The following is a 24246-nucleotide window of genomic DNA, read 5'->3' as shown; positions in this document are numbered from 1 at the left end:
GTGCGTTGGGTCGAACGTCGTCTGTCGTCCGCGAGGAGTCCTGGAGACTACTGGGAGTCCCGTGGCCGGGAACGCAGCTCCCGCCGGAGGATCTTCCCACTCGCCGTCTTCGGCAGTTCGGGCAGGATCTCCACCCGCCGCGGATATTTGTACGCGGCCAGTCTCTCCTTGCAGTAGGCGGCCAGCGCCTCGGGATCCTCGGTGGCTCCGGGCCGCAGGCTGATGTACGCCATGACGGTCTCCCCCCGGTAGCCGTCCGGGATCCCGACGACGGCGGCCTCGCGGACCGCCGGGTGGGTGTGCAGGACGTCCTCGACCTCGCGGGGCCAGACCTTGAAGCCGGACGCGTTGATCATGTCCTTCTTGCGGTCGACGACGTAGAGCCAGCCGTTCTCGTCCATGAAGCCGATGTCCCCGGTGCGCAGTTCGCCGTCCGGGAAGGTCTCGGCGGTCGCCTCGGGGCGGCGCCAGTAGCCGGGCACCACCTGCGGACCGCTGACGAGGATCTCGCCCTGCTCGCCGAAGGGGACCTCCTCGCCCAGGTCGTCGACGATGCGGACGACGGAGTCCGGTCCCGGCACGCCCACGGCGAGGGTCCCGGAGGCGGGGTCCACCGGCGCTTCGAGACCCGGTGGCACGGAGGCACAGGGCGCGGTGCACTCGGTGAGCCCGTAGCCGTTGCGGATGTACGGCCCGAAGCCGGCCCGGAACCGTTCGACGAGGGCGGGCGGCAGCGGGGCACCGCCGGAGGAGATGTTGGCGAAGGACGAGAAGTGGTCCGGTGTGACGTCCGGGTGGGCGGCCAGGGCCATGAAGGCGGTCGAGGGGCCGACGGTGTAGAGCGGCCGGTGCTCGGCGAAGGCCTCCAGGACGACCCCGGCCTCGAAGCGGTAGGCGAGGACCAGGGTGCCGGCGCTGTCGAGGCAGGCGGCGAGCTGGCAGACCATTCCGGTGATGTGGAACAGCGGCGCCAGCGCGAAGTACACGGGCGCCTCGGGCAGCGCGAGGCCGGTCCGCTGGCGTTCGGCGTTGTACATGATGTTGCCGTGCGTGTTGGTGGCTCCCTTGGGGGTGCCGCTGGTGCCCGACGTGTAGCTGATCAGCGCGATGTCCGACGGGCCGAGGACACGGTCGCCGGGCGCCTTGTGCCCCTGCCGGGCGACGGCGAGGAGGTCGTCGGCGGCCTCGTCGAGGGGCAGGCGCTCGAAGGTCAGGACGCGCGGGTCGTTCCGGGTCTGGAGGTCGAGTTCACAGGCCGTGAGGACGACGCGTACGGGCGAGTCGGCGGCGGTCTCGCGCAGATAGGCGTCCCAGGCGCGGTCGGAGCAGACGAGGGCGGCGACCTCGGCGTCGTGCAGGACGTGCCGGACCTCGCCGGACTTGTACATCGGGTTGACCGGTACGACGGTCGCGCCGGCCTTCCACGCGCCGAGCAGGGCGATCACGAAGTGCGGGGAGTTCTGGAGCATGACCGCGACCCGGTCACCCCGTTCCACGCCCCGGGCGGCGAGGTGCCCGGCCACGGAGTCGCTCAGCTCGTCGAGTTCGCGGTAGTCCGTCCGCCCGTCGAAGTAGGCGAGCGCGGTGCGGTCCGGGGTGCGGGCGGTCACCTCCGCGAGGGCGTGCACCAGGGTGTCGGCGGGGTTCACCGGGCCGCGCTGCGCCTCGCTGAGCAGCGCGGTCCAGGGCCGGTCCGCGTAGCGGGTCATTCGGCGGCCTCCCACTTCTGCTGGAGGTGGTTCATGTTCGTCATCCAGCGGTCGGGGTCGGCGGCCCGCGCCTGGTAGTAGGCGGCGACCTCGGGGTGCGGCAGGACCAGGAAGCGGTCCTCCTCGATGCCCTTCATGAGCGCGTCGGCGACGGCCCCGGGCTCGATGGCGGTCGGCTGGAGCACCAGGTCGCCCGCGCTGCCGGTGGCCTCCAGCATGTCGGTGCGCACACCCTGGGGGCAGATGGCGTGCACCTTCACCCCGCGGTGGCGGTAGGTCAGGGACAGCCACTCGGCGAAGGCGTAGGCGCCGTGCTTGGTGACGCTGTACGGGGCGGCGCCGATCATCGTGAGCAGTCCGGCGGCGGAGACGGTCGAGACGAACCGGCCGCTGCCGCGCTCCAGCCAGTCCGGGAGCAGCGCGTGGGCGGCGCGGACATGGGCCATCACGTTGACGTCCCAGGCCAGGGCCCACACGCTCTCGTCGGCGGCCTCGGAGCCGCCCGAGCCGACGCCCGCGTTCGCGCAGTAGACGTCCACGGTGCCGCCGAGTGCGTCCCGGGCCTCGGCCACGATCCCGGAGGCGTCGCCGACGACCGCGATGCCGCCGATCTCGTCGGCCACGGCCTTCACCCTGCCGGCGTCGAGGTCGTTGACCACCACCCGCGCTCCCTCGGCGGCGAATCTGCGGGCCAGCGCGGCCCCGATCCCGCCCCCCGCTCCGGTGACGACGACTCCCGCACCCTGCATGGCTTCCACCACGGGTCTCCTTCGACGCGACGTGACACGGCTCTGCTGCGATGCCAGACTAACCAGTCGGTATGTAGCAAGGGAAGGGTTCCAGGCCGCCGCACGAGCGGCCTGCGTCACGTCCGCCCCGGCAGCCCCGCACGGAGCCGCGACAGGCCGACGGTGTTCGTGCCCTACGAACTTCCCCCGCAAGCGCCTAGCGTGCTCGTGCCAGCCTTCCGCGATCACGGAGGTCCCACCATGCGCCTGTCCCGACGGTCACTGCTCACGGCCGGCACCGCCGCGGCCGCCCTGACCCCGCTGCCCGCCGAGGCGGCGGGGCGGGCCGCGAACCCCGGCACCCGGCTGCGCACCGGGTTCGAGCGCCTGGCCGGGAACGGGTACGCGCGGCTCGGCGGGCGGCGCGTCGGGATCGTCACCAACCCCACGGGCGTCACCCGGGACGTCCGGCACATCGTCGACGTCATGCACGCCGACGCCCGGGTGGACCTGACGGCCGTCTTCGGACCCGAGCACGGTTTCCGGGGCACCGCGCAGGCGGGCGGATCCGAGGGCCGTTACGACGACCCGGCGACCGGACTGCCCGTCTACGACACGTACTTGAAGAGCGGTCAGTCCCTCGCCGACGTGTTCACCGCGTCGGGCGTGGACACCGTCGTCTTCGACATCCAGGACGTGGGGGCGCGCTTCTACACGTACATCTGGACGCTGTACGACTGCATGGAGGCCGCGCGGCTCGCCGGGAAGCGGTTCGTGGTCCTCGACCGGCCGAACCCGGTGACCGGCCGCTCGGCCCGAGGGCCGGTCCTGCACAGGGAGTTCGCGACGTTCGTCGGGCGGCAGCCGATCGCGCAGGCGCACGGGATGACGGTGGCGGAGCTGGCCCGGCTCTTCAACGGGGAGTTCCTGACCTCACCCGTGGAACTCGACACCGTGCTCATGTCGGGCTGGAACCGCGGGGACTTCTACGACGCCTCGGGCCTGCCCTGGGTGCCGCCGAGCCCGAACATGCCGACGGCGGACACCGCGTTGGTGTACTCCGGGACCTGTCTGTTCGAGGGGACGAACCTCTCGGAGGGGCGGGGCACGACCCGGCCCTTCGAACTGCTGGGCGCAGAGGGCCTCGACGGGCGCTGGGCCGCCGCGGCCGGTGAACTGGGCCTTCCCGGCGTGCACTTCAGAGAGGCGTACTTCGCCCCCACCTTCTCCAAGTTCCAGGGCAAGACCGTCGGAGGCGTCCAGATCCATGTGCACGACCGGGCCGCCTACGAGCCCGTACGCACCGGAATCGCCCTCCTGGTGACCGCGAAGAAGGTCTGGAGCGGCTTCGCCTGGCGCTCCGACGACTGGATCGACAAGCTGACGGGCTCGGCGCTGGTGCGCACGATGATCGACGCGGGCGCCGGCACCGACGAGGTCGTGGCGGCCTGGCAGGACGAGCTGGAAGCCTTCCGCGCGGTCCGCAAGCGCTACCTCATCTACAAGTGATCGGGGGCCCTCTTGCACGAACGAGTGACTTGTGCGTGACGGATAGGTCGTGACGTATGGCCAACTTTCCCCGCAGGGTGGACGATGCGCCCCAATCGCATCGCCCGCGGGGTCAGGGGGCCAGACATGACGGAACCGGCAGTGAGCGTTTCTCCCTACTGGGAGCTGACCTTCGACGCGGACGGGGACGCGGACGTCCGGGAACGGGACCGATGGCTCCAGGAGGTGCCACGGCGCGGGGTCCGCGACCTGATCGTCTTCACGCACGGCTGGAACAACGACCGCTCCGCGGCCACCAGCCTCTTCAGCCAGTTCTTCGCGCCTATCCCGGAACTCGCTCCCACCGCGCGCCTCGGCTACGTCGGAGTGGTGTGGCCCTCGATGCGGTTCTCGGACGAACCGATCCCCGACTTCCCCGCGTCGGCCGCCGCCGCCCTCACCGACGACAGCGCCTCGCCGCTCGGCAAGAACACCCGGCACGCCCTGCTGGAGGTGTTCCCCGGCCGCGCCACCGTGGTCGAGCAGATCGCCCGGCTGCTCGACCAACAGCCGGACGAGGGAGCCTCGTTGGAGGAGTTCGGCCGTCTGGTGCGGCTGCTCGTCGAGGTCCGTCCGCAGGGCCCGCAGGCCTCCTTCGCCGCGGACACCCTCGCGGAGGGCGTACCGGAGAGCGATCCCGAGATGCTCTTCGGGGACACCGCGACGGTGTGCGCGGAGTTCGCGCAGGCGCTCGCCGGGGCGCAGGCCCCCGGCTTCGCGCTGCCCCGGCTGTGGGACGGGGCACTCGAACTGCTGCGCCAGGCCACGTACTACGCCATGAAGAGACGCGCGGGCACCGTCGGCGAGCGCGGGCTCGGGCGGGCGGTGGGCCTGCTCGCGGCGGCGGCACCGGAGGTGCGCGTGCATCTGGTGGGGCACAGCTTCGGCGGCCGGCTGGTCTCCTTCGCCCTGCGCGGGCTGCCCCCCGGGGTCCACACGGTCAAATCGGTGACGCTGCTCCAGGGCGCCTTCTCGCACTACGCGTTCTCCCCACGGCTGCCCCACGACCCGCGCGCGAGCGGTGTGCTGGACGGGCAGTACCACCGGATCGACGGCCCGCTGGTGTGCTGCTACTCCCACTTCGACTCGGCGCTGGGCACGGTCTACCCGCTGGCCTCCCGGATGGCGGGGGACGACCGGTCGGTGGTGGCGGACTTCGGTATCGGCGGCATGCTCGGCGCGCAGTGGGGCGCGATGGGCCACGACGGGGTGCAGGCGGTGCCGGGGACGGCGTCGTTCACGCTCGCCGAGGCCCTGCGCACCCGGCTGCCGGTCTCGGGGTGCGTGAACGTCGACGCCGCCTCGGTGGTGTGCCGAGGCGGCGCGCCCGCGGGTGCGCACAGCGACATCTGTCATCGTGAGCTGGCCCGGGTGGTGCTGGCGGCGGGCCGCGTCCACTGACCCGCCGCCGCTTGGGAACCGGCCGGTTCTAGGAGCGGTCCCTGCGCTCCCCCGGCGTGCTCACCGGCGTGCTCACCGGTGCGAGGTGTACTCGACGACCTGCTGGAAGGTCGGCCGGTTCTGCCAGGTGATCTTGCCGTGCTTGATGCCGCCGAGCGTCCGCTGGACGATCGAGTCGGCGCACCACTGGTCACCCGCCGAGCACTGGTCGTCGCCGGGGTAGACGGTCGACGCGCTCTTGCCCGCCGCCTCCTTCAGCGAGCTGATCAGGGCGTCCCGGCAGGCACTGAGGCTGCCCCCGCCGCAGTACGTCCGCGGCAGGGGGCCCTGCACGGACTGTCCGAGCACCGACCGGATGTCCTTGTCGACATAGCTCCACCAGCCGAACTGGAAGGAGCTTCCGGCGTGCGAGCCGGTCGGTCCGTGCCCGGCGGACGGCGCCTCGTCCACGGGGAGGTTGCTGCCGAGCGCGGTGTACAGGTCGCTGCCGAGCCCCGGCTGGAACTCCGCCTTCACCAGCAGCGGCCACCAGGCGTCCAGGATGCGGATCGCGTCGGCGTCGGCGTAGGTGTGCGAGCCCGCCGAGGTCTCGGTCCGCTTGGCGCCCGCCGTCACCCAGGCGGACAGCTTGCTCACCGCGGCCGCGGCCGCGGTGTCCGTGACCGGAGAGCTGTTGACGACCTTGAGCAGGTTCGGGAGCACGTCCTCGGCCCGCAGATCGGCGACCGACGCGTCGGCCATCGCCTTCACCAGCGCGGATCTGGTGACTCCGCCCGCCGCGACCAGCTTGGAGACCCGGTCCTCCAGGAGGTCGCCGCGGTGCACCGAGCCGTCGCCCCAGGAGGCCGTGGTGTAGTCCTTGGCCTGTTTGTTGTTCCAGGAGATGTAGTAGTCCTGGTCGACCGAGTTGGGGTGCGCGGACGCCGGGGTGTAGGCGGCGGTGTTGGTGGCCGGGTCCCAGCCCTGCCATTCGTAGGCGGCCTGCGCCCACACCGGGAACTCGGCGTCGACGCCGTTCGCCCGCACCGGGTTGTCACCGCTGTTGTAGTAGGCGGTGTGCGCCGAGTCGGCGTAGAACCAGTTGAAGGTGTAGTTGATGTTCTGCACCGCGCTCTGGAAGGTCGCCGGACTCTTCACGTAGTCCGGGTCGTTGAGCATCTGGAAGCCGATGATCGAGTCGGCCTCGTGCATGAAGGAGCTGCGCAGGGTGGTGTACGCGACCTTCTTGCCGCCCACCGTCGCGCGGTACTCCACGGGTCCGTACTTGGTCCGGTAGACCTGCATGCGGTACGAGCCGGCCGCGGTGCCGTCGGCGGTGGTCGGCTTCCAGGAGTTGGTCCGCTCGACCTTGTCCATCGCCGTGCAGGTGCCGTGGTACAGGTAGTGGTAGTCGTCCTGGCACAGTTCGACGGCGTACGTGTCGATGATGTCCTGGCCGGAGGTCGTCGCGCTCCAGGAGTAGTCCTGGCCGCGCCCGAGTTCGACGTACATGCTCAGGCCCGCGAAGGAGGCGCCGCGGGCGCTGATCCCCGGACCCTGGATCTCCTGGAGCATGAGCAGCTGTGGCGCGAAATAGCCGGTCTGCGGACCGAAGACGGCGATCGGATGGCCGCTGGCGGTGTACTTGCCGCTGACCACGAGGGCGTTGGACATCCCGCGCCTGGCGGAGGTGAGCGAGGTCCTGGCCGCCGTGGCCGAGGCTCTGGTGGCGCTCGCGGTGGCCGCGCTGCCGGTGCGGTCGTAGACCAGCGGCTCCGAGGTCACCGAGCCGGCGTCGGGCAGGGCCTCGCCCTGCGGGGTGTCGGGCCGCGCGGCGTACGGGAAGCTCTCGCCGTTGTGCACGGTGAGCGCCGCTTCCGGGTCGTTGCGCTCGCGGAAGGACTCCCAGACCTTGGTGCCCTCGGTCACTCCGTACTGGTTCTGTGCGGCGAGCAGCGAGAGGGCGTTGTTGACCTCGCCGCCGCCTCCGGAGCCGAACAGCGAGCCGATGACGGAGGCGAGCGCGACCAGGTCTGTGAGCTTGAAGTGGTCGATGGTGCCGGCGTTGGTGATGGAGTCCTTGTGGCCGGTCAGGACGTATTCGCCGGGGAAGTAGCGGCCGCTGTCGGAGGCGTCGATGTAGGCGTTGATGCCGTCGAGGTAGGCGTTGGCGTCGGTGAGCGCCAGGGCGCCACGGGAGCCGGCCCTGCTGGTCGCCTCGTCGATCTGGGCCTGGAGATCGGCCTCGGTGTAGGGCGCGTTGCGCCAGAACTCCTGCTCCAGGCCCTGGTTGGAGGCCGCGCCGCCCGCGAAGCTGGTCAGCTGGCCGCGTCCGACGTGACGGAAGACGTCCATCAGCCACAGCCGGTCCTGGGCCGCGGCGTAACCGGCGCCGTACTCGGTGCCGTAGCGGGTGGTGCCGGTGATGTGCGGGACGCCCGTCTTCTTGTCGCGGACGATCGTCACGTCGGTGCGTCCGCCGGGCTTGGTGGTCGATTCGACCTGGCCCGAGGCGACGCCGAAGGAGGCGTCGTTGAAGAAGTTGTTGATCTTCGCGTCGGTGAGCCCGGAGTAGCCGGAGGGCAGGTTGCCGTACAGGCCGAGCTGGTCCTCGGCGTGACCCGGCTGGGTACCGAAGACCTGGTTGAGCAGGATCTGGGCGAGGGTGGCGTTGCCGTTCTCACCGGGCGGCAGGATGTCGGAGCACTGACCGCCGCAGTAGTCGTTCGCGGCGGCCGCCGTCGAGGTGTCCGCGGCGGCCGCCTGGGAAAGCGGCGACAAAAGACCGGCAATGAGCACGCATAGGGATGCTGCCCTGAGGAACTTGGGGAATCTGCGGGGAGTTCTCAGTCTGTCCAGGGTGGTGCGTGGGGTGCTCGGTGGCATGTCGGCTCCTACCGATGGGGGTGGCCGGACGTTACCGCCGGTATCCCCGAGTTTGAAGATGAACATGCGTCAGTTTTTGGGATTCACAACGAGTGATGGTGCGCCGGGCGACCGGCGTGATGGCCGGCCGGCGGTGACGTGAGGCGGGCCCTCGGCACTCGGCGGGAGGCTTGAGGGGGCATCGGAAAATTGGATGGAGCCGAATCGCTTGTCGATACGTCTACTCGACGACGTCCGTACGGGACGGCGCCGAAGTGACCGGAGTTCAGGTGCAGGTGTGACGGAGGTGCAGGACGATGGCCGGTTTCCGGAGTCTGGCGAGACAGACGCGAGATCCGAGGTGTGATCTGGCGCTGCGGCGGTACTCACTGCGCAAGTGCCTGGAGAGGTTCGCCCCTTACGGGCATCGGGCGACCTGGGACCATCTGTGTTCCCGGGCCGGATTCGACCCCGAGGACCGTTCCCCCGACCCGGCGCGGCTCGTGGCCGCACTGGACGAACTGGAGGAGGCCCGCTCCGTCTGGCTCGCCTACGAGGCCGAGTTCGCCGAACGCCGCAAGAAGGAGAAGCACGACGGGCTGCGCAGGCCGGGCAGTGTCGACGACTGGCACCGGCTGACCTGGGGCGGTTTCGGCGTCGCCTGGTGCGACAACCCCCGCGTCCACCCTCATGAACCGCTGGCGGAGGTGCTGCGCCGGCTGATCGCCGCGCTGGAGCGCGCACCGGGCGCCCTCTGCCCGGTGTGCGCCGGAGAGCGCCTCCTGTGGTTGTACGACCTGGCCCACGAACCGTCGTCGGGTCCCGTCTGCACGAGCTGCGGAATCGTGGTGCCGCGGCCCGTCCTGACCCCGGAGGCGCTGGCCGGCGCCCGGCGCGGCCGGCTGCTCGTGTCCGCGTGAGCGCCCCGCCCGCCCGGCCGGGGCCGGGCGGCGGAACCAGGGGGTGAACCCTCGGCCGCGGTAGGCCCGTGGCCAAAAGCGCGGTGCGCGGCGCGGGGGCAGTCGGGGATGTCCCGCGCCGACGGGGGCCGACGCGGACTGTCCGAGCGGCGCCCGGATCGGCACGGCGGTGCCGTCGTGCCGATGCGGCGCGGTGACCGTAGCAGCCGTAAATCGATGGCTCCAGCCGTTTGTCCTCGGGAGAGTTGGGGGCGATGCAGAACCGCTGAGCACCCCGAGGAGTCCCCCATGTCGACGCTGCGTGTCACAGCCGAGGCGCTGACCGTCCACGAGCACCCGAACGCCGACGCGCTCGAACTGGCCCAGGTGGGCCTGTACCGCGCCGTGGTCGCCAAGGGGGCCTACCGCACCGGCGAGTGGGCCGTGTACATCCCCGAGCAGTCCGTGCTGCCGGCCCCCCTGATCGAGGAACTGGGGCTGACCGGACGGCTGGCGGGGAGCTCGTCGGACCGGGTCAGGGCGGTGCGGCTGCGCGGCGAGCTGTCGCAGGGCATCGTCTGCCGCCCGACCGCGCTGGCGGACGTGGACCTGGCACGGGCGGCCGAGGAGGGGACGGACTTCGCGGAGCTCCTCGGCATCGTGAAATGGGTGCCGCCGATCCCGCCCACGATGAGCGGCGACGTCGAGGCGGCGCCCGATCTGCTGCCCTGGGTCGACATCGAGAACATCCAGCGCTACCCGGACATCTTCATCGCGGGCGAGCCCGTCGTCGTGACCGAGAAGCTGCACGGTTCGGCCTGTCTGCTCACCTACTTCGCCGACGAGGACCGCGTCCAGGTTTCCTCGAAGGGCTTCGGCTCCAAGTCCCTTGCGCTGAAGGAGGATCCGCGCAATCTGTACTGGCGCGCGGTGCACGGGCACGGGGTCGCGGAGGCCGCCGCCCGGATCGCCGGGCGCCTCGGCGCGCGCCGCGTCGGCATCTTCGGCGAGGTGTACGGGGCGGGGGTGCAGGATCTGACGTACGGCGCCGACGGGCGACGCGAGACGATCGGCTACGCCGTGTTCGACGTGTCCGCGGAGATCGACGGCGAGGTCCGCTGGCTGGACGCGCAGGAGCTGCTGGCGGGTGAACTCCCGCTCGTACCAAGGCTGTACGCGGGTCCGTACGACGTCGAGCGCGTCCTCGCGATCGCCTCCGGCCGGGAGACCGTGTCGGGCCGCGGACTGCACCTGCGCGAGGGCGTCGTGATCCGCCCCGGGGCCGCCGCCCCCGGCGGCCCGGAGGGGACCTTCGTCGCCGCCGAGCGGTACAGCCCGGTGACGGGCGGACGGGCCGTGGCGAAGGCGGTCAGCCCGGCCTATCTGACCCGCAAGGGCGGCACCGAGTACGAGTGAGCGGGACGGCGGCAGGGGGACGGTTCGTCAGCGGCAGTCCCCCGCCGCCCGTTCCCCGCGCGGCCCGGGTTCGCACGCGATCGCCGCCGCCGTCTGCCTCGGCTCCGGCTGTGCGCCTGCCTGCTCCACCATGAGCCGGGAGCCGGCCCGGCGCTCGCCGAGCACGTCGTCGGGGTTGGAGAGCACACAGGTCTCCAGGGAGAGGCAGCCGCAGCCGATGCAGTCCGTGAGGTGGTCACGCAGCCGGCCGAGCTGTTTGATGCGCTCGTCGAGTTCGGAGCGCCAGGCCCGGGACAGCCGGGCCCAGTCCTCCCGCGTCGGGGTGCGTTCCTCGGGGAGTTCGGCCAGGGCCTCGCGGATGGTGGCCAGCGGGATGCCGACACGCTGGGCGGCCCGGACGAAGGCGACCCGGCGCAGCGCGTCACGGTGGTAGCGGCGCTGGTTGCCCGAGGTGCGGCGACTGCTGATGAGGCCCTTGGACTCGTAGAAGTGCAGGGCGGAGACGGCCGCGCCACTGCGGGCCGACAACTGTCCGACGGTCAGCTCATGGACCGTCTCGGGGATCTGGGGCACCCGTCCAACCTACCCACCGCACCACCCGTGCGGTCCGTTGACATGCGCCGCCCGGCGGACCATGCTAAGCAGTCGCTTAGACTATGAGATGCGGGAGGCCAGGGACATGGCAGAGCCGAGGACGTTCGCGACCGTCGACGAACTGCGGGGCGCCGTGGGCGAGCAGCTGGGCCACACGGACTGGGTCGAGATCGAGCAGAAGCGAATCGACCTGTTCGCGGAGGCGACCGGCGACCACCAGTGGATCCACGTCGACCCCGAGAAGGCCGCGGCGGGTCCGTTCGGCACCACGATCGCGCACGGCTATCTCACCCTGTCGCTGCTGCCGCTCTTCGCCCCGCAGCTGATCAGCGTCGAGGGCGTGAGGATGGGCGTCAACTACGGGACGAACAAGGTCCGTTTCCCCGCCCCCGTGCCGGTCGGCTCGCGGCTGCGCGCCACCGCGACGATCACCGCGGTGGACGACGTGCCCGGCGGCGTGCAGGTCTCCGTGGCCTTCACCGTCGAACGCGAGGGCGGCGACAAGCCGGTCTGCGTCGCCGAATCGGTCTCGCGCTACTACGTGTGACCTTTCGGGGCGGGCCGGGGTCTAGCCCTTGAAGCCCACCATCCGCCGGACCAGGTCGGCGTACAGCGAGCCGACCTCGTCCGGTGTGCGGGGGCCCTCGACGTTGAACCAGCGGGCCACGTCGATACACAGGGACAGTACGGCGACGGTCGTGCCGGGGACGTCCGGGACGTCGAACTCGCCCGTCGCGACACCGTCCTGGATGATGCCGCGGACCTCCGCGTCGACCTGGCGGCGCAGCCCGATGATCTCCGCGCGCGCGTCGGGCCCGAGGGCCTCCAGCTCGTACTGGACCACGCGGGCCGTGGTGTGCTGGCCCGCGTGCCACCGTACGAAGGAACGCACGGCGTCGGAGAGCCGCTCGGCGGGGGCGCCCTCACCCGCCGCCGCGGTGCGCACGATGTCCAGCGCCTTGTCGTGGCCGATCCGGCTGATCCGGTGGAGCAGCTCTTCCTTGGTCTTGTAGTGGATGTACAGCGCGGCCGGGCTCATGCCCGCGCGGCCCGCGATGTCCCGGGTCGTCGTCGCGTGGTACCCGCGCTCGGCGAAGGCCTCCACCGCGGCGATGAGCAGCCGCCTGGCCGCGTCCGGGGTGACCTCGGCCCACGGCTGCATCTCGCCGCCGGGCGTCTCCTGCGCCGTACTCATCGCTGTTCGCCCCTTCTCGACTGACAGGGTGAACACCATACCCCCGAACCTGAGCGATCGCTTAGCGCCCTCGGGCCGGATCTCGGCGGCCGCGGGACCCTCAGAGCTTCTCGAACGGGTCGTACACCCGGCCGCCGGACCGGCCGCCGTCCTGGCGGTCGCGGATCACCTTGGCCAGCGTGAAGGCGGACGTCACCAGATAGAGGACGGCGACGGCCAGGAAGCCGCGCACCCAAGCGTCGGCCCGGAGCTTGAAGATGCCGATCGCGGTGGCGGCCATGGCGACGGAGAAGGAGGCCACGGCCTGGCCGTAGAAGGCGGCCGTGTTCTGCTGCTTGACGGGTGTCTCGGTCATGGGACCAGGATCGGCGGACGTGGCCCGCGCCACATCCGCCGTCGTACTCAGGGACGTACTCAGCGTCAGAACGCCGAGACGCCCGTCAGAGCGCGTCCGATGACCAGTTTCTGTATCTGGCTGGTGCCTTCGTAGAGGGTCATGACCCGGGCGTCGCGCAGCAGCTTGCCGACCGGGTACTCGTCGATGTAGCCGTAACCGCCGTAGACCTGGAGGGCGTTGTTCGCCGCGCGCACCGCGGCCTCGGAGGCGAAGAGCTTGGCCTTGGAGGACTCGGTCGCGAACGGCAGCCCGCGGTCGATGAGGTCGGCCACCCGCCAGGTCAGCAGCCGCGCCGCGTCCACGTCGACGGCGATGTCGCTGATCAGTTCCTGGACGAGCTGGTGGTGCGCGATCGTCTTCCCGAACTGCTCCCGCTGGGTCGCGTACGTCACCGCCGCGTCCAGGGCGGCCTGGGCGATGCCGACACAGCCGGCGGCCACCGACATCCGGCCCTTCGCGAGCGCCGACATGGCCACCGCGAAGCCCTTGCCCTCGGGCCCCATCATCGCGCTCGCCGGTACGCGCACGTCCGCGAGGGCGAGTTCGGCGGTGGCCTGGCCGCGCAGCCCGAGCTTGCCGTGGATGGCGCGGCGGGTCAGACCGGGGGTGTCGGTGGGCACGAGGAAGGCGGAGACGCCCTTGTGGCCCGGGGCGTCGGTGGAGCGGGCGAAGAGCAGCACGACATCGGCCCAGGTGCCGTTCGTGATGAACATCTTGCTGCCGTTGATGACGTAGTCGTCGCCGTCGCGCACGGCCCGGGTCGAGAGCGCTCCCGCGTCGGAGCCGGTGCCGGGCTCGGTGAGGCCGAAGCAGCCGACCTGCTCGCCGGCGGTCAGCCCCGGCAGCCACCGGCGCTTCTGCTCCTCGCTCCCCCAGTGCGCGATCGTCTTGGCGACGAGTCCGAGCGAGACGGAGACGATCCCGCGCACCGAGGAGTCCCCGCGCCCGAGTTCCTCGGTGACCAGGCAGTACGCGAGGTGGTCGCCGCCGCTGCCGCCGTACTCCTCGTCGATGGTCAGGCCGAGGAAGCCGACCTCGCCGAGCTTCTTCACGATCGACCGGTCGACGTCCTCCGCGCGGTCCCACGCGACCACGTGCGGGGCGATCTCGCGGTCCACGAAGTCCCTGGCGAGCTGCCGGACGGCGGTCTGCTCATCGCTGAGCCCGAGGTTCATGCCGGGTCACCCCACAGTTGGCGGACTTTGAAAGCCGTACATTTAAATTAGCACTGCTAGTTTCATGGTGCAGCCCTACTATGTGCGCCATGGCCCGACCGCGCAAGCCCCTCCTGAGCACCGACCGCATCGTCGCGACGGCACGGGCGCTGGTGGACGCCGAGGGCCTGGCGGCCGTCTCGACGCGCCGGCTCGCGGCCGAACTGGGGGTGAGCGGGCCCTCCCTGTACAACCACTTCCGCACCAAGGACCAGATCCTGGAGGCGGTCGCGGACTCGGTGAGCGCCCAGGTCGAGCTGTCGATGTTCGAGGACGGCCGCGACTGGCGGACCGCGCTGCACGACTGGGCCGTCTCCTACCGCGCCGCCCTGCGCGACCACCCGAACATCGTCCCGGTCCTCGCGCGCGGGCCGGGCCGCAGACCGGCCGGGCTGCGGCTGGCCGACGCCGTCTTCGGCGCCATGGTCCGCGCCGGCTGGCCGCCGTCCCAGGCCACCTCGATCGGGGCGCTGATGCGGTACTTCGTCATGGGGTCCGCGCTGGGTTCCTTCGCCGGGGGCTTCGTGGACGACGAGAGCGCGTACGACCCGGCCGACTATCCCCATCTGGGACAGGCGCACCTCCTCGCCGACCGGCAGGACAAGATCGACGAGCGGGCCTTCGAGACGGGCCTGCGCGCACTGCTGGACGGCCTCGCGGTGCAGTACGCGGGGCTGGTGCGGGACGCCTGAGTGGGACGGTCCCGGCGCGGCGGCGGGCTCGGTCGCACAGCCAGCTCCCCGTCCGAAATCCGCGCGCCCGGCGGGAGCGGCCCGCTTAGCCTCGGAAGCATGATGAACACCTCTCCCCTCACACCGCCCGGCCGACGTGCGGGGTTGCTCGCCGCCTGTGCCGCGACCGTCACCGTCGGGCTGTGGGCCTCCGCCTTCGTCGCGATCCGCAGCGCGGGCGCCGCGTACTCGCCCGGCGCGCTGGCGCTCGGGCGGCTGCTGGCCGGCGCCCTGGTGCTCGGTGCCGTGTGCGTCGTACGGGGTGAGGGGCTGCCGCCGCGCGCCGCCTGGCGCGGCATCGCGATATCCGGGGTCCTGTGGTTCGGCTTCTACATGGTCGCCCTGAACTGGGGCGAGCAGCAGGTGGACGCCGGTACGGCGGCGCTGGTGGTGAACATCGGCCCGATCCTGATCGCCCTGCTCGGCGCCCGGCTGCTGGGGGACGCGATGCCGCCGCGGCTGCTGGCCGGCATGGCGGTGTCGTTCGCGGGCGCGGTCGCGGTGGGGCTGTCGATGTCCGGCGGCGGGGGTTCCTCGATGCTCGGGGTCGTCCTGTGCCTGCTCGCCGCGATCGCGTACGCCGCGGGGGTGGTCGCGCAGAAGCCGGCGCTCGGGCGGGCGAGCGTGCTCCAGGTGACGACGTTCGGCGCTCTCGTCGGGGCCGTGGTGTGTCTGCCGTTCGCGGGACAGCTCGTCCGGGACGCGGCCGCCGCCCCGGTCTCCGCGACGCTCGACATGGTCTATCTGGGCGTCTTCCCGACCGCGCTGGCCTTCACGACCTGGGCGTACGCCCTGTCCCGGACCAGTGCGAGCCGCATGGGCGCGACGACGTACGCGGTGCCCGCCCTGGTGGTGCTGATGTCCTGGCTCTTCCTCGACGAGGTCCCGGGGATCCTGACGCTGGCGGGCGGGGTGCTGTGTCTCGCGGGCGTGGCGGTGTCGCGCTCCCGGCCGCGCCGGGAAGCGGCCCCGGCGAAGCAGCCCGTGCCCGGTGCGACCGCCGTTCCCGCAACCGCCGCCGGACCGGGCGCCGCCGTTCCCGCAACCGCCGCCGGGCCGGCCGCCGCCTTCCCCGGTGCGCCCTCCTGGTCGGCCTCCGTGCCGGGAGCGGCCCCCGCACCCGGCACGGACGCGGCTTCGGCCGGCGTTTCGGGGCCCGCGCCGGGCGCGGAGTCGGGAAGCGGGACCGAACGGGCCTGACTCCGGTCCGCCTCACGGACTGCCGCGCCCTTCCGGGGCGGCCCGGCGGCCGGGCGGGGCCCGCGCCTGTCCGGCCCCTGCGTGTCGTCGCCCGGAGTGTCGCCGGGCGGACGGGGACGGTCGGGCGGGCCCTAGAAGATCACCAGGGCCCGGCCCCCCTTGCCCGCGATCATGTTGTCGAAGGCCGCCGGGATGCCGTCCAGGGCGATGCGGTCGGTGACCAGGCCGCCGAGGTCGAGGCGGCCCGCGCGGACGTGCTCCGCCAGCACCGGGAGATCGCGCGCCGGGTCGGAGTCGCCGTACACACAGCCCGCGAGGGTCCTGCCCCAGTGGAAGATCTCCAGGGCGTTGAACGTGACCTGCTGGTCCTTGCCGCCGATGCCGACCACGGTGGTACGGCCGCCGCGCCGGGTCGACTCCCAGGCGGTGCGGATGGTCACGGCGCGGCCGACGCACTCGACGGCGACGTCGACGCCGTGGCCGCCGGTCAGGGCGCGGATCTCACGGGCGGTGGTGCCGGAGGCGACGACGTAGTCGGTGGCCCCGGCCTCACGGGCGAGCCGCTCCTTCTCCGGCGAGACGTCGACCGCGACGATCGTCGAGGCACCCGCGATCCGGGCGGCCTGGAGGGCGGCGAGCCCGACCCCGCCGGCCCCGAACACGGCGACGGTCTCGCCCGGCTGGACCCGGGCTGAGTGGTGGACGGCGCCGTAGCCGGTGAGGACGGCGCAGCCGAGCAGGGCGGCCTCGGTGAGCGGGATGCCCTCCGGGGCGGGCAGGACGCAGGACACCGGCACCACCGTCTCCTCCGCGAACGCGGCGACGTTCAGACCGGGGTGCAGATCGCTCCCGTCGGAGGCACGGCGGGCGTACACGGTTGCGGCGCCGGTGAGCGCGTTCGCGCACAGCCACACCTCGCCCAGCGAGCAGGCGTGACAACTCCCGCAGGAGGGAGCCCAGTTGAGGACGACCCCGGAGCCGGGGGCGACCTGCGTGACACCCTCGCCGACGGCGACGACGGTGCCGGCGCCCTCGTGGCCGAGCACGGCGGGCACCGGCACGCGCATGGTGCCGTCGGTCAGGGACAGGTCGGAGTGGCAGACCCCGGCGGCGGCGAGTCTCACCCGGACCTGGCCGGGGCCGGGATCGGGGAGTTCGATCTCGGTGATCTCCAGCGGGGCACCCACGGCGGGAAGGACGGCGGCGCGAACCACGTGAACGCTCCTAGAACTGGAGGGACTTGGTCTGGAGGTACTCGGACAGGCCGTGGGAGCCGAGCTCGCGCCCCACGCCGGACTGCTTGTAACCCCCGAAGGGGGCCCGGGGGTTGAAGCGTCCCCCGTTGATGTCGACCTGGCCGGTGTCGAGCCGCCGCGCGAAGGCGACCGCCTCGGACTCTTCTCCCGCCCACACCGCGCCCGCCAGCCCGTACACGGTGCCGTTGGCGATCCGCAGGGCCTCCTCCTCGTCCTCGTAGCGCAGGATGGACAGGACCGGGCCGAAGATCTCCTCCTGCGCGATCGTCATCTGCTCGGTGACGTCGGCGAAGACGGTGGGAGCGATGAAGTAGCCCTGCTCGCGCGGGGATTCGGGGCCGCCCGCGACGAGCCGAGCACCCTCGGCGACGCCCTTCTCGATGTAACCGCGCACCCGGTCCCGCTGCTTGGCGTTGACGACGGGGCCGATGCGGTCGCCGTACTTCTCGGCGGCGGCCGCGGCCAGTTCGACCGCCTCGTCGTAGCGGTCGGCGGGGACCAGCATGCGGGTCCAGGCGCTGCACGTCTGGCCGGAGTTGGACATCACGTTGGCGACGCCGACGTTGACGGCCTTGGCGAGGTCGGCGCTCGGCAGGATGACGTTGGCGGACTTCCCGCCGAGTTCGAGGGCGACGCGCTTGACCGCGGCGCCCGCGACGGCGCCGATGCGCCGGCCGACGGCGGTGGAACCGGTGAAGGAGACGAGGTCGACGTCCGGGTGCTCGGCGAGCGCCTGGCCCGCGACCGGGCCGAGGCCCGTGACCAGGTTGAAGACACCGGCCGGGATACCCGCCTCGGCCACGGCCTCGGCGAAGAGCTGGGCGGTGAGCGGGGTGTCCTCGGCGGGCTTCAGCACCACCGTGCAGCCGGCCGCGAGCGCGGCGGCCACCTTCGCGACGATCTGGTGGAGCGGGTAGTTCCAGGGAGTGATCGCGCCGACGACGCCGACGGGCTCCTGGTGGACGGTCGAGTTGCCGACCTTCTCCTCGAAGGCGTACGTCGCCGCCAGCTCGGCGTACGAGCCGGCGACCAGCACCGGGACGCCCGCGTGCACGGCCCGGGAGAACGCGAGCGGCGCTCCGAGCTCGGCGGTGACGGTCTCGGCGATCTCGTCCGCGCGGGCGGCCAGGACGTCCCTGAGGGCGGCGAGTCGGGCGGCCCGCTCGGCGGGCGGGGTGGCGGCCCAGCCGGGGAACGCGGCGCGCGCGGCGCGTACGGCGGTGTCGACGTCCAGGGCCGTGCCCGCCGGGACATGGCCGATCACCCGCTCGTCGGCCGGGTTCACGACCTCGATCGTGTCCCCTCCGGCGGCGGGGCGCCATGCCCCGTCGATGTACATGCCGTCATGTGCCTGCATCGTGTTCCTCCCGGGCGGGGCGACGTCGTCCGGGACCTAAACTAGCGATGATAGTTTTGCGGCGCCAGGGTGACCTGCCGTACGGCGCGGCCCGTCACCCCGCGCAGGCCCGTGCCCCGGGCGTGCCCCGGGCCGTCACTCGTCCAGGTCGGGCAGCCGTTCAGGTGCCGGACAGATGCGTTCGCCGCTGCGGTCGAAGACGAACAGATGGGCGAGATCCACCAGGAGCGGGATCTGCATGCCGTGGCGCAGTTCGATGTCGGGGGTGGTGCGCACGACGAGATCGCCGGGCAGCCTGCCCTCCGGTGGCGTGGCCCCGAGGTGATCGGCCTCGCCGTCCGCGGGATGGTCGAGGACGACGACCGGTCCGGCCCGCAGGGTCCCGGCGCGGCCCCGCAGCCGGTCGAGGACGGTGCCGCCCTCGCGGCGCCGCCGGCGCGTCGGCCGGGTCGGGCGCGGGGACTCCAGCTCGGGTACGAGGGCGGGCCGTGAACCGGTGTTGAAGTGGACGAGGACCTCGTGCCCCTGGAACTCGACGTGCTCGACCAGGCCGGTGATCGCCACCTCGCCCGGCCTGGCCTCGGACGGCCGGGCGAGCCGTACGGCCTCGGAGCGCAGTCCGACGATCACCTCGCGGCCCTGCTGCACGCGGAGCAACTGGTGGTCGAGGCAGAGCGGTTCGGGCAGCCGCAGGAACTGCTTGCCGAGGCTGATGGTCATGGCGCCGTCGAGCGGGGCCCGGACGACTCCGCGCAGCAGGTTGATCCGCGGGGTGCCGATGAAGGCCGCGACGAAGACGTTCGCGGGCAGCGCGTAGACCGTGCGGGGCGTGCCCAGTTGCTGGAGGACTCCGCCGCGCATGACGGCGACCCGGTCGCCGAGCGACATGGCCTCGGCCTGGTCGTGGGTGACGTAGACCGTGGTGGCGCCCAGGTCCCTGGTCAGCTTGGAGATCTCGGCCCGCAGATGGTTGCGGAGTTTGGCGTCGAGGTTGGAGAGCGGTTCGTCCATCAGGAAGGCGGAGGGGTGGCGCGCTATCGCCCGGCCCATCGCGACGCGCTGCCGCTCGCCGCCGGAGAGCTGGTTGGGGAAGCGGTCGAGGAGGTCCTGGATGCCGAGCATCCGGGCGGTGGCGTCGACCCGGGCCCGGGGGTCCTCGCCGGGCGCCTCGATGCGCAGCGGGAAGCCGATGTTGTCACGGCTGGTCATGCTCGGGTAAAGGGCGAAGTTCTGGAACACCATCGCCATGTTCCGCTCGGAGGGCGGCAGGTCGTTGGAGTACTCCCCGTCCAGGTGCACCTCCCCCTCGGAGACCTCCTCCAGTCCCGCGATCATCCTCAGCACGGTCGACTTGCCGCAGCCCGAGGGGCCGAGCAGGACCAGGAACTCGCCGGGCCGGATGTCCAGCGAGAACCGTTCCACCGCGCGGGGCCCGCGGGCGTACGACTTGCTGACGTGGTGCAGGGAGATGGCGCGTGTCATGACAGGTGCCCCCGGGGGCGTGCAAGGCGCTGGTGCTCCGCGGCCGGTCGTCCCGCACGGGTCGTACGGGACCTTGAGTCACGGAAGCTAACGGACCGCGCACGTCCGGGGGAAGACACGGGGCGGTATCGGACGGCCGGGTTCGGTACGGGCGGAAACGGACGATCGGATACCGGTCGGGGCGGGGCCGGGTGCCGGGCGTTCCGGCCCGGCGCCCGGTCCGCCCTCCGGCCGTTCGTCTCAGTGGGCGCCGGCGCGCCCGCCGATCTGCGTGAGGTGGGCGAAGGCGATGACGTTGGCCGCGTAGCCGGTGCTGTGGTCGTAGGCGCCGCCGCAGGTGATCAGCCGGAGTTCGGGGCGCCCCCGGTCCCCGTACACCTCCTGGTCGGGGAAGTGGGCCTTCGCGTACGTGCGTACCGCGTAGACCGTGTAGACGGCGGTCCGTCCGTCCACGCGCCGCGCCTCGACGCGTGCGCCGGTACGGATCCGTTCGAGCGGGGCGAAGACGGCGGGTCCCGTCCGGGTGTCGCGATGGCCGACGACGATCGCCGTGCCGCGTTCGCCCGGCGTGGGTCCTTCGGTGTACCAGCCGACGGGTTTCGGGTCGTCCACGGGCGGGGCGGTGAGCCGGCGCCCCCGGTCCAGCCGGAGGCCGATGACCGGGGCGTCGACGCCCAGGGAGGGGATGCGCAGGGAGGTGGCCCGGGAGCGGGGCAGCGGGGCGGGCGGGGGCGCGGTCCGGGCCGGCCGGACGGCGGCCGGGGACGGGTGCCGCGGGCCGTGCGCCGCGCCGCCGGGGCGGGCGTCCGCCGCGTGCCCGGCCGGGGCCCGGGAGGCGGCACCGTCGTCGCGTACGGCGCCGGACGCCACCGTCCCGGCGGGCTCGTCGTCCCCCGCCCACCAGACGCCGCCCACCACCAGTGCGACGGTGACCGTCAGGGTCCTCGTCAGGCGGTAGGCGCGCGTCCGGTACCAGGGCCTCCGTCGTCTACGCGGCGCCATTGCTGCGTCGGCGCAGCCGCAGGAACACGACTCCCCCGGCCACCACGAGACCCGCGGCCGCCGCACCGGCCACCGGGGAGAAGTCCCGCGCGTGGGCGAGACCGCCGCCACCCGCCGGAGGCCCTCCGTTGGGGCCGACGGGGCCACCCTGCCGACCGGGGGCACCCTGCTGCCCGGGGCCGCCCTGCTGTCCGCCGGGAGCGCCGGGGGCACCCGTCCGGCTCGGACCGGGTGCGCCGCCCCGGCCGCCCGGACCGTTCTGCTGACCGGGCGCCGTGCTCGGCCCGCCGGTCGTGGACGGCGACGGGGTCGGGGCGCTGACCGGGCAGTCGACCTTGAAGACCTTGGTCTTGCCCGCGCCGTTCTCGCCCTGGAGGTTCCAGGTCAGCTTGTACTGGCCGTCGGGCAGCGTCAGGTCGCCGGTCCGGCCGCGTCCGGTCGCGGACGTGAACAGCGTGCCCGCGAGGGTGGCGCCGCCCGCGATCTGTGGCTGGGTCGCGACCGACCAGGCGATCCGCTGTCCGCCGTCGAAGGCGAATCCGTCCAGATAGAAGTGGCAGACCTTCGGATCGTCCCGCTGATCGTCGAACGGGGTGTTCGCGTCGTGGACCTTGACGTCACCGTTGTCGCCGGGGGCGGCGACGGCGGCCGGGGCGCCGAGGAGGGCGGTGCCCGCGACCGCGAGGGCGGCGAGTGCGCCGGCGCCGCGACGTGGCGCGAGGTGGGACGAGGTGGACATGCGGGACTCCTCCGAGTCAGATGATTTTCATACAAATCTCCGGTCATCTGACTAGTTCTCACAGAAGATCCACGAAGGGGCGCAACTGCGCCCGGTCCCCCGCCAGGGACCGCCCGTCCGGCGCAACAACGCCTTCAGGCCGACGGGCAGGCCGTCAGCTCCACCGGCACTCCGTTGAGGACCGCCGTCCCGGACAGCGGGTCGAGCAGCGAGCCGTCGAGGAGCTGGTTGACGTTGACCCCGGGGTCCAGGGCGGCGTGGCTCATCCGGGTGCCGGGACGGTCGTGCCCCCAGCCGTGCGGAAGGCTCACCACTCCGCGCCGGACGGTGTCGGTGAACTCCACCGGGGCGGTCACCTCTCCCCCGGCGCCCTTCACGCGCACGGCCGCCCCGTCCGCGAGCCCGAGCCGGGCGGCGTCCTCGGGGTGGATGTGCAGGGTGCAGCGGTTGGAACCACCGGTCAGCGCGGGAACGTTGTGCATCCAGCTGTTGTTGGAACGCAGGTGACGGCGGCCGACCAGGACGATCGCCGCCGGGCGCTCGCGCAGCGCGTCGCGCAGACGGGGCAGGTCGCCCGCGATCGGCGCGGGCAGCAGCTCGATCTTCCCGCTGCGGGTCCTCAGCCGGCGCGGCAGGCAGGAGGCGAGCGGCCCGAGATCGATGCCGTGCGGGTGCTCCAGCAGCCTGTCCAGGGTCAGGCCGTCGGGACGCGCGCCGAAGCCGTCGCCGTACGGGCCGAGGCGCAGCATCATGTCGAGCCGGCGCTCGGGGCCGTTCTCGCCGGTGAGGGCGGCGGCGAGTTCCCCCGGGTCGCGCCCGAGCACCGGCGAGGCGGAGTCCCGGACCGCCTTGCCGAGGGTGCCCTCGACGACCATCGCGTCCACGGCGGACGGTTCGGCGCCGTGCATGCCGGTCGCGGCCAGGACGAGCCGGGCGAGGATCTCGGTCTCCGCCATCCGGCCCTCCTCCAGGGGGACGGCGGGGCGGTTGTAGCGGACCTGGTTGCGGACGGCGAGGGTGTTGAAGGCGAAGTCGTGGTGCGCGCCGCGGGAGGGCGGGGGCGGGGGCAGCACGACGTGGGCGTGGCGCGAGGTCTCGTTCAGATAGGGGTCGACGCTGACCATGAAGTCCAGTGATTCGAGGGCCTTGTCGAGACGCAGGCCGTCGGGCGCGGACAGGACGGGGTTGGCGGCGACGACGATGACGGCGCGGATCGGGCTGTCGTCCCCGGTCGGGGTGTCTATCTCCTCCGCCAGTGCGGCCAGGGGCAGTTCGCCCTTGGCCTCCGGGTGCCGGCTCACCCGGCTGTGCCAGCGGCCGAGGGCGAAGCCGCGCCCGGGACCGGGCGGACGGGGGGTCCGGTCGGTGGCGGCCGTCGGGAAGAGCGCGCCGCCGGGCCGGTCGAGGTTGCCGGTGAGGATGTTGAGGACGTCCACCAGCCAGCTGGCCAGGGTGCCGTGCGGAACGGTGCAGCTGCCGATGCGGCCGTAGACGGCGGCGGTCGGCGCGGCGGCCAGCTCGCGCGCCAGCTCCCTGATGGTACCGGCGTCCACGTCGCAGGCCGCGCCCGCCGCCTCGGGGGTGAAGTCCCGCAGCGCGTCGGGGAGTTCGTCGACCCCCTGGACGTGCGGGGCGAGTGCGCCGAGGTCGACGAGCTTCTCCTCGAACAGGACGTACGCCATCGCCGCGAGCAGCATGGCGTCGGTGCCGGGGCGGATGGCCACATGGCGGTCGGCGAGCTTGGCGGTGCGGGTGCGGCGCGGGTCGATGACGGTGAGCGTGCCGCCGCGGGCCCGCAGCGCCCGGAGCCTGCCGGGGAAGTCGGGGGCGGTGCACAGACTCCCGTTGGACTCCAGCGGGTTGGCGCCGATCAGCAGCAGGTGGTCGGTGTGGTCCAGGTCCGGGACGGGGATCGCGTTGGCGTCGCCGAACAGCAGGCCGCTCGACACGTGCTTGGGCATCTGGTCGAGCGTGGAGGCGGAGAAGACGCTGTGCGTGCGCAGGGCGCCGAGCAGGACGGTGGGATAGAGGGCGCCGGCCATGGTGTGCACGTTCGGGTTGCCGAGGACGACTCCGAGGGCGTGCGGCCCGTACCGCTCCACGACCGGGCGCAGTCCGGCGGCCACCGCGTCGAAGGCCTCCTCCCAGGTGGCCTCGCGCAGCACGCCGTTCTCGCGGACGAGGGGGCCGCCCAGGCGGTCGGGGTCGCTGTCGGCGGCGCCGAAGGAGGCGCCCTTGGGGCAGATGAAGCCCTTGCTGAACACGTCGTCGCGGTCACCGCGGGCGCCGGTCACCCGGGTGCCCTCGATGGTCAGCGTCAGCCCGCAGGTGGCTTCGCACAGGGGGCAGACGCGCAGCGCGGTTCGGGAGTCGGGGGTGGTGCCGGAGGTTCGGGACACGGGTCCTCCCGGAGGGGCGGTGACTTGGGCGCACAGGGACGCGAGCGAGCATACCGACCGGTACGCATGACGGGGAGGGCATGCGCTGGTCCCGTCGGATTTCCGCGCGCGGACGGCAACGGCTCCCGGGAGCGG

Annotated in this window: 20 protein-coding genes; 7 read left to right on the top strand and 13 right to left on the bottom strand. The window is 72.6% G+C overall.

The features are described 5' to 3' along the window. Positions 1–47: 47 nt before the first annotated feature. Positions 48–1709, bottom strand: coding sequence for an AMP-binding protein (locus tag ACZ4AA_RS18525; RefSeq protein WP_467602712.1), 1662 nt, complete (start codon positions 1707–1709; stop codon positions 48–50). Then, positions 1706–2470 carry an SDR family oxidoreductase gene (locus tag ACZ4AA_RS18520; protein WP_467602710.1) on the bottom strand — a complete coding sequence of 255 codons (765 nt, stop codon included), beginning with the start codon at positions 2468–2470 and terminating at the stop codon, positions 1706–1708. The genes ACZ4AA_RS18525 and ACZ4AA_RS18520 overlap by 4 nt, the downstream gene beginning before the upstream one ends. Before the next feature lie 228 nt (positions 2471–2698). Here ACZ4AA_RS18520 and ACZ4AA_RS18515 point away from each other — a divergent pair, with 228 nt between their 5' ends. After that, positions 2699–3946: an exo-beta-N-acetylmuramidase NamZ family protein gene (locus tag ACZ4AA_RS18515; RefSeq protein WP_467602708.1), complete on the top strand. Its 1248-nt coding sequence runs from the start codon at positions 2699–2701 to the stop codon at positions 3944–3946. Positions 3947–4072: 126 nt separating this feature from the next. Further along, positions 4073–5386 carry a serine-threonine protein kinase gene (locus tag ACZ4AA_RS18510; protein WP_467602706.1) on the top strand — a complete coding sequence of 438 codons (1314 nt, stop codon included), beginning with the start codon at positions 4073–4075 and terminating at the stop codon, positions 5384–5386. A 72-nt stretch (positions 5387–5458) separates the two neighbouring features. Here the strand turns inward: ACZ4AA_RS18510 and ACZ4AA_RS18505 are convergent, their stop codons facing one another. Then, positions 5459–8251: a penicillin acylase family protein gene (locus ACZ4AA_RS18505; protein ID WP_467602703.1), complete on the bottom strand. Its 2793-nt coding sequence runs from the start codon at positions 8249–8251 to the stop codon at positions 5459–5461. 296 nt (positions 8252–8547) lie between these two features. Here ACZ4AA_RS18505 and ACZ4AA_RS18500 point away from each other — a divergent pair, with 296 nt between their 5' ends. Beyond that, the gene (locus ACZ4AA_RS18500) at positions 8548–9150 is read left to right on the top strand and encodes a hypothetical protein (RefSeq protein WP_467602701.1); all 603 of its coding nucleotides are present in this window, start codon (positions 8548–8550) and stop codon (positions 9148–9150) included. Positions 9151–9438: 288 nt separating this feature from the next. Next, complete coding sequence (locus tag ACZ4AA_RS18495; protein ID WP_467602699.1) at positions 9439–10545, top strand: RNA ligase (ATP); 1107 nt, start codon at positions 9439–9441, stop codon at positions 10543–10545. A 27-nt stretch (positions 10546–10572) separates the two neighbouring features. Here ACZ4AA_RS18495 and soxR read toward each other — a convergent pair whose 3' ends face one another. Then, positions 10573–11118: a redox-sensitive transcriptional activator SoxR gene (gene soxR, locus ACZ4AA_RS18490; RefSeq protein ID WP_467602697.1), complete on the bottom strand. Its 546-nt coding sequence runs from the start codon at positions 11116–11118 to the stop codon at positions 10573–10575. A 106-nt stretch (positions 11119–11224) separates the two neighbouring features. On the opposite strand from soxR, the gene ACZ4AA_RS18485 reads away from it, so the two are divergent. Continuing rightward, positions 11225–11686: a MaoC family dehydratase gene (locus ACZ4AA_RS18485; RefSeq protein ID WP_467602695.1), complete on the top strand. Its 462-nt coding sequence runs from the start codon at positions 11225–11227 to the stop codon at positions 11684–11686. Positions 11687–11707: 21 nt separating this feature from the next. On the opposite strand, the gene ACZ4AA_RS18480 is transcribed toward ACZ4AA_RS18485, so the two are convergent. The 3 genes from ACZ4AA_RS18480 to ACZ4AA_RS18470 all read right to left on the bottom strand — a co-directional run bounded on the left by ACZ4AA_RS18480 (position 11708) and on the right by ACZ4AA_RS18470 (position 13906). Then, entirely contained in the window at positions 11708–12334 is a 627-nt protein-coding gene (locus tag ACZ4AA_RS18480; RefSeq protein WP_467602693.1) for a TetR/AcrR family transcriptional regulator, read from the bottom strand. Positions 12335–12434: 100 nt separating this feature from the next. Next, complete coding sequence (locus ACZ4AA_RS18475; protein WP_467602691.1) at positions 12435–12689, bottom strand: YiaA/YiaB family inner membrane protein; 255 nt, start codon at positions 12687–12689, stop codon at positions 12435–12437. 65 nt (positions 12690–12754) lie between these two features. Continuing rightward, positions 12755–13906, bottom strand: a complete 1152-nt coding sequence (locus ACZ4AA_RS18470; protein WP_467602689.1) for an acyl-CoA dehydrogenase family protein — start codon at positions 13904–13906, stop codon at positions 12755–12757. An 89-nt stretch (positions 13907–13995) separates the two neighbouring features. On the opposite strand from ACZ4AA_RS18470, the gene ACZ4AA_RS18465 reads away from it, so the two are divergent. Together ACZ4AA_RS18465 and ACZ4AA_RS18460 are read left to right on the top strand one after the other, a co-directional pair. Then, positions 13996–14637, top strand: coding sequence for a TetR/AcrR family transcriptional regulator (locus ACZ4AA_RS18465; protein WP_467602686.1), 642 nt, complete (start codon positions 13996–13998; stop codon positions 14635–14637). Between the two features lie 99 nt (positions 14638–14736). Further along, positions 14737–15876, top strand: coding sequence for a DMT family transporter (locus tag ACZ4AA_RS18460; protein WP_467602683.1), 1140 nt, complete (start codon positions 14737–14739; stop codon positions 15874–15876). Between the two features lie 131 nt (positions 15877–16007). On the opposite strand, the gene ACZ4AA_RS18455 is transcribed toward ACZ4AA_RS18460, so the two are convergent. The 6 genes from ACZ4AA_RS18455 to ACZ4AA_RS18430 all read right to left on the bottom strand — a co-directional run bounded on the left by ACZ4AA_RS18455 (position 16008) and on the right by ACZ4AA_RS18430 (position 24111). After that, positions 16008–17090, bottom strand: a complete 1083-nt coding sequence (locus ACZ4AA_RS18455) for a Zn-dependent alcohol dehydrogenase (protein WP_467602681.1) — start codon at positions 17088–17090, stop codon at positions 16008–16010. A 10-nt stretch (positions 17091–17100) separates the two neighbouring features. Continuing rightward, a complete protein-coding gene (locus tag ACZ4AA_RS18450) occupies positions 17101–18489 on the bottom strand; it encodes an aldehyde dehydrogenase family protein (protein WP_467602679.1) in 1389 nt (462 codons plus the stop codon). Between the two features lie 135 nt (positions 18490–18624). Further along, entirely contained in the window at positions 18625–19971 is a 1347-nt protein-coding gene (locus ACZ4AA_RS18445; RefSeq protein WP_467602677.1) for an ABC transporter ATP-binding protein, read from the bottom strand. Between the two features lie 240 nt (positions 19972–20211). Next, positions 20212–20973: a class F sortase gene (locus ACZ4AA_RS18440; protein WP_467602675.1), complete on the bottom strand. Its 762-nt coding sequence runs from the start codon at positions 20971–20973 to the stop codon at positions 20212–20214. Then, on the bottom strand, positions 20960–21712 hold the full coding sequence (locus ACZ4AA_RS18435) for a hypothetical protein (protein ID WP_467602673.1): 753 nt from the start codon (positions 21710–21712) through the stop codon (positions 20960–20962). Before ACZ4AA_RS18435 ends, ACZ4AA_RS18440 begins: the two co-directional genes overlap by 14 nt. Positions 21713–21846: 134 nt before the next feature. Next, positions 21847–24111 carry a molybdopterin oxidoreductase family protein gene (locus ACZ4AA_RS18430; protein ID WP_467602671.1) on the bottom strand — a complete coding sequence of 755 codons (2265 nt, stop codon included), beginning with the start codon at positions 24109–24111 and terminating at the stop codon, positions 21847–21849. Positions 24112–24246 lie beyond the last annotated feature (135 nt).

The sequence above is a fragment of the Streptomyces sp. NPDC024698 genome, assembly GCF_055559015.1.
This window is presented reverse-complemented; position numbering and strand designations above follow the sequence as displayed.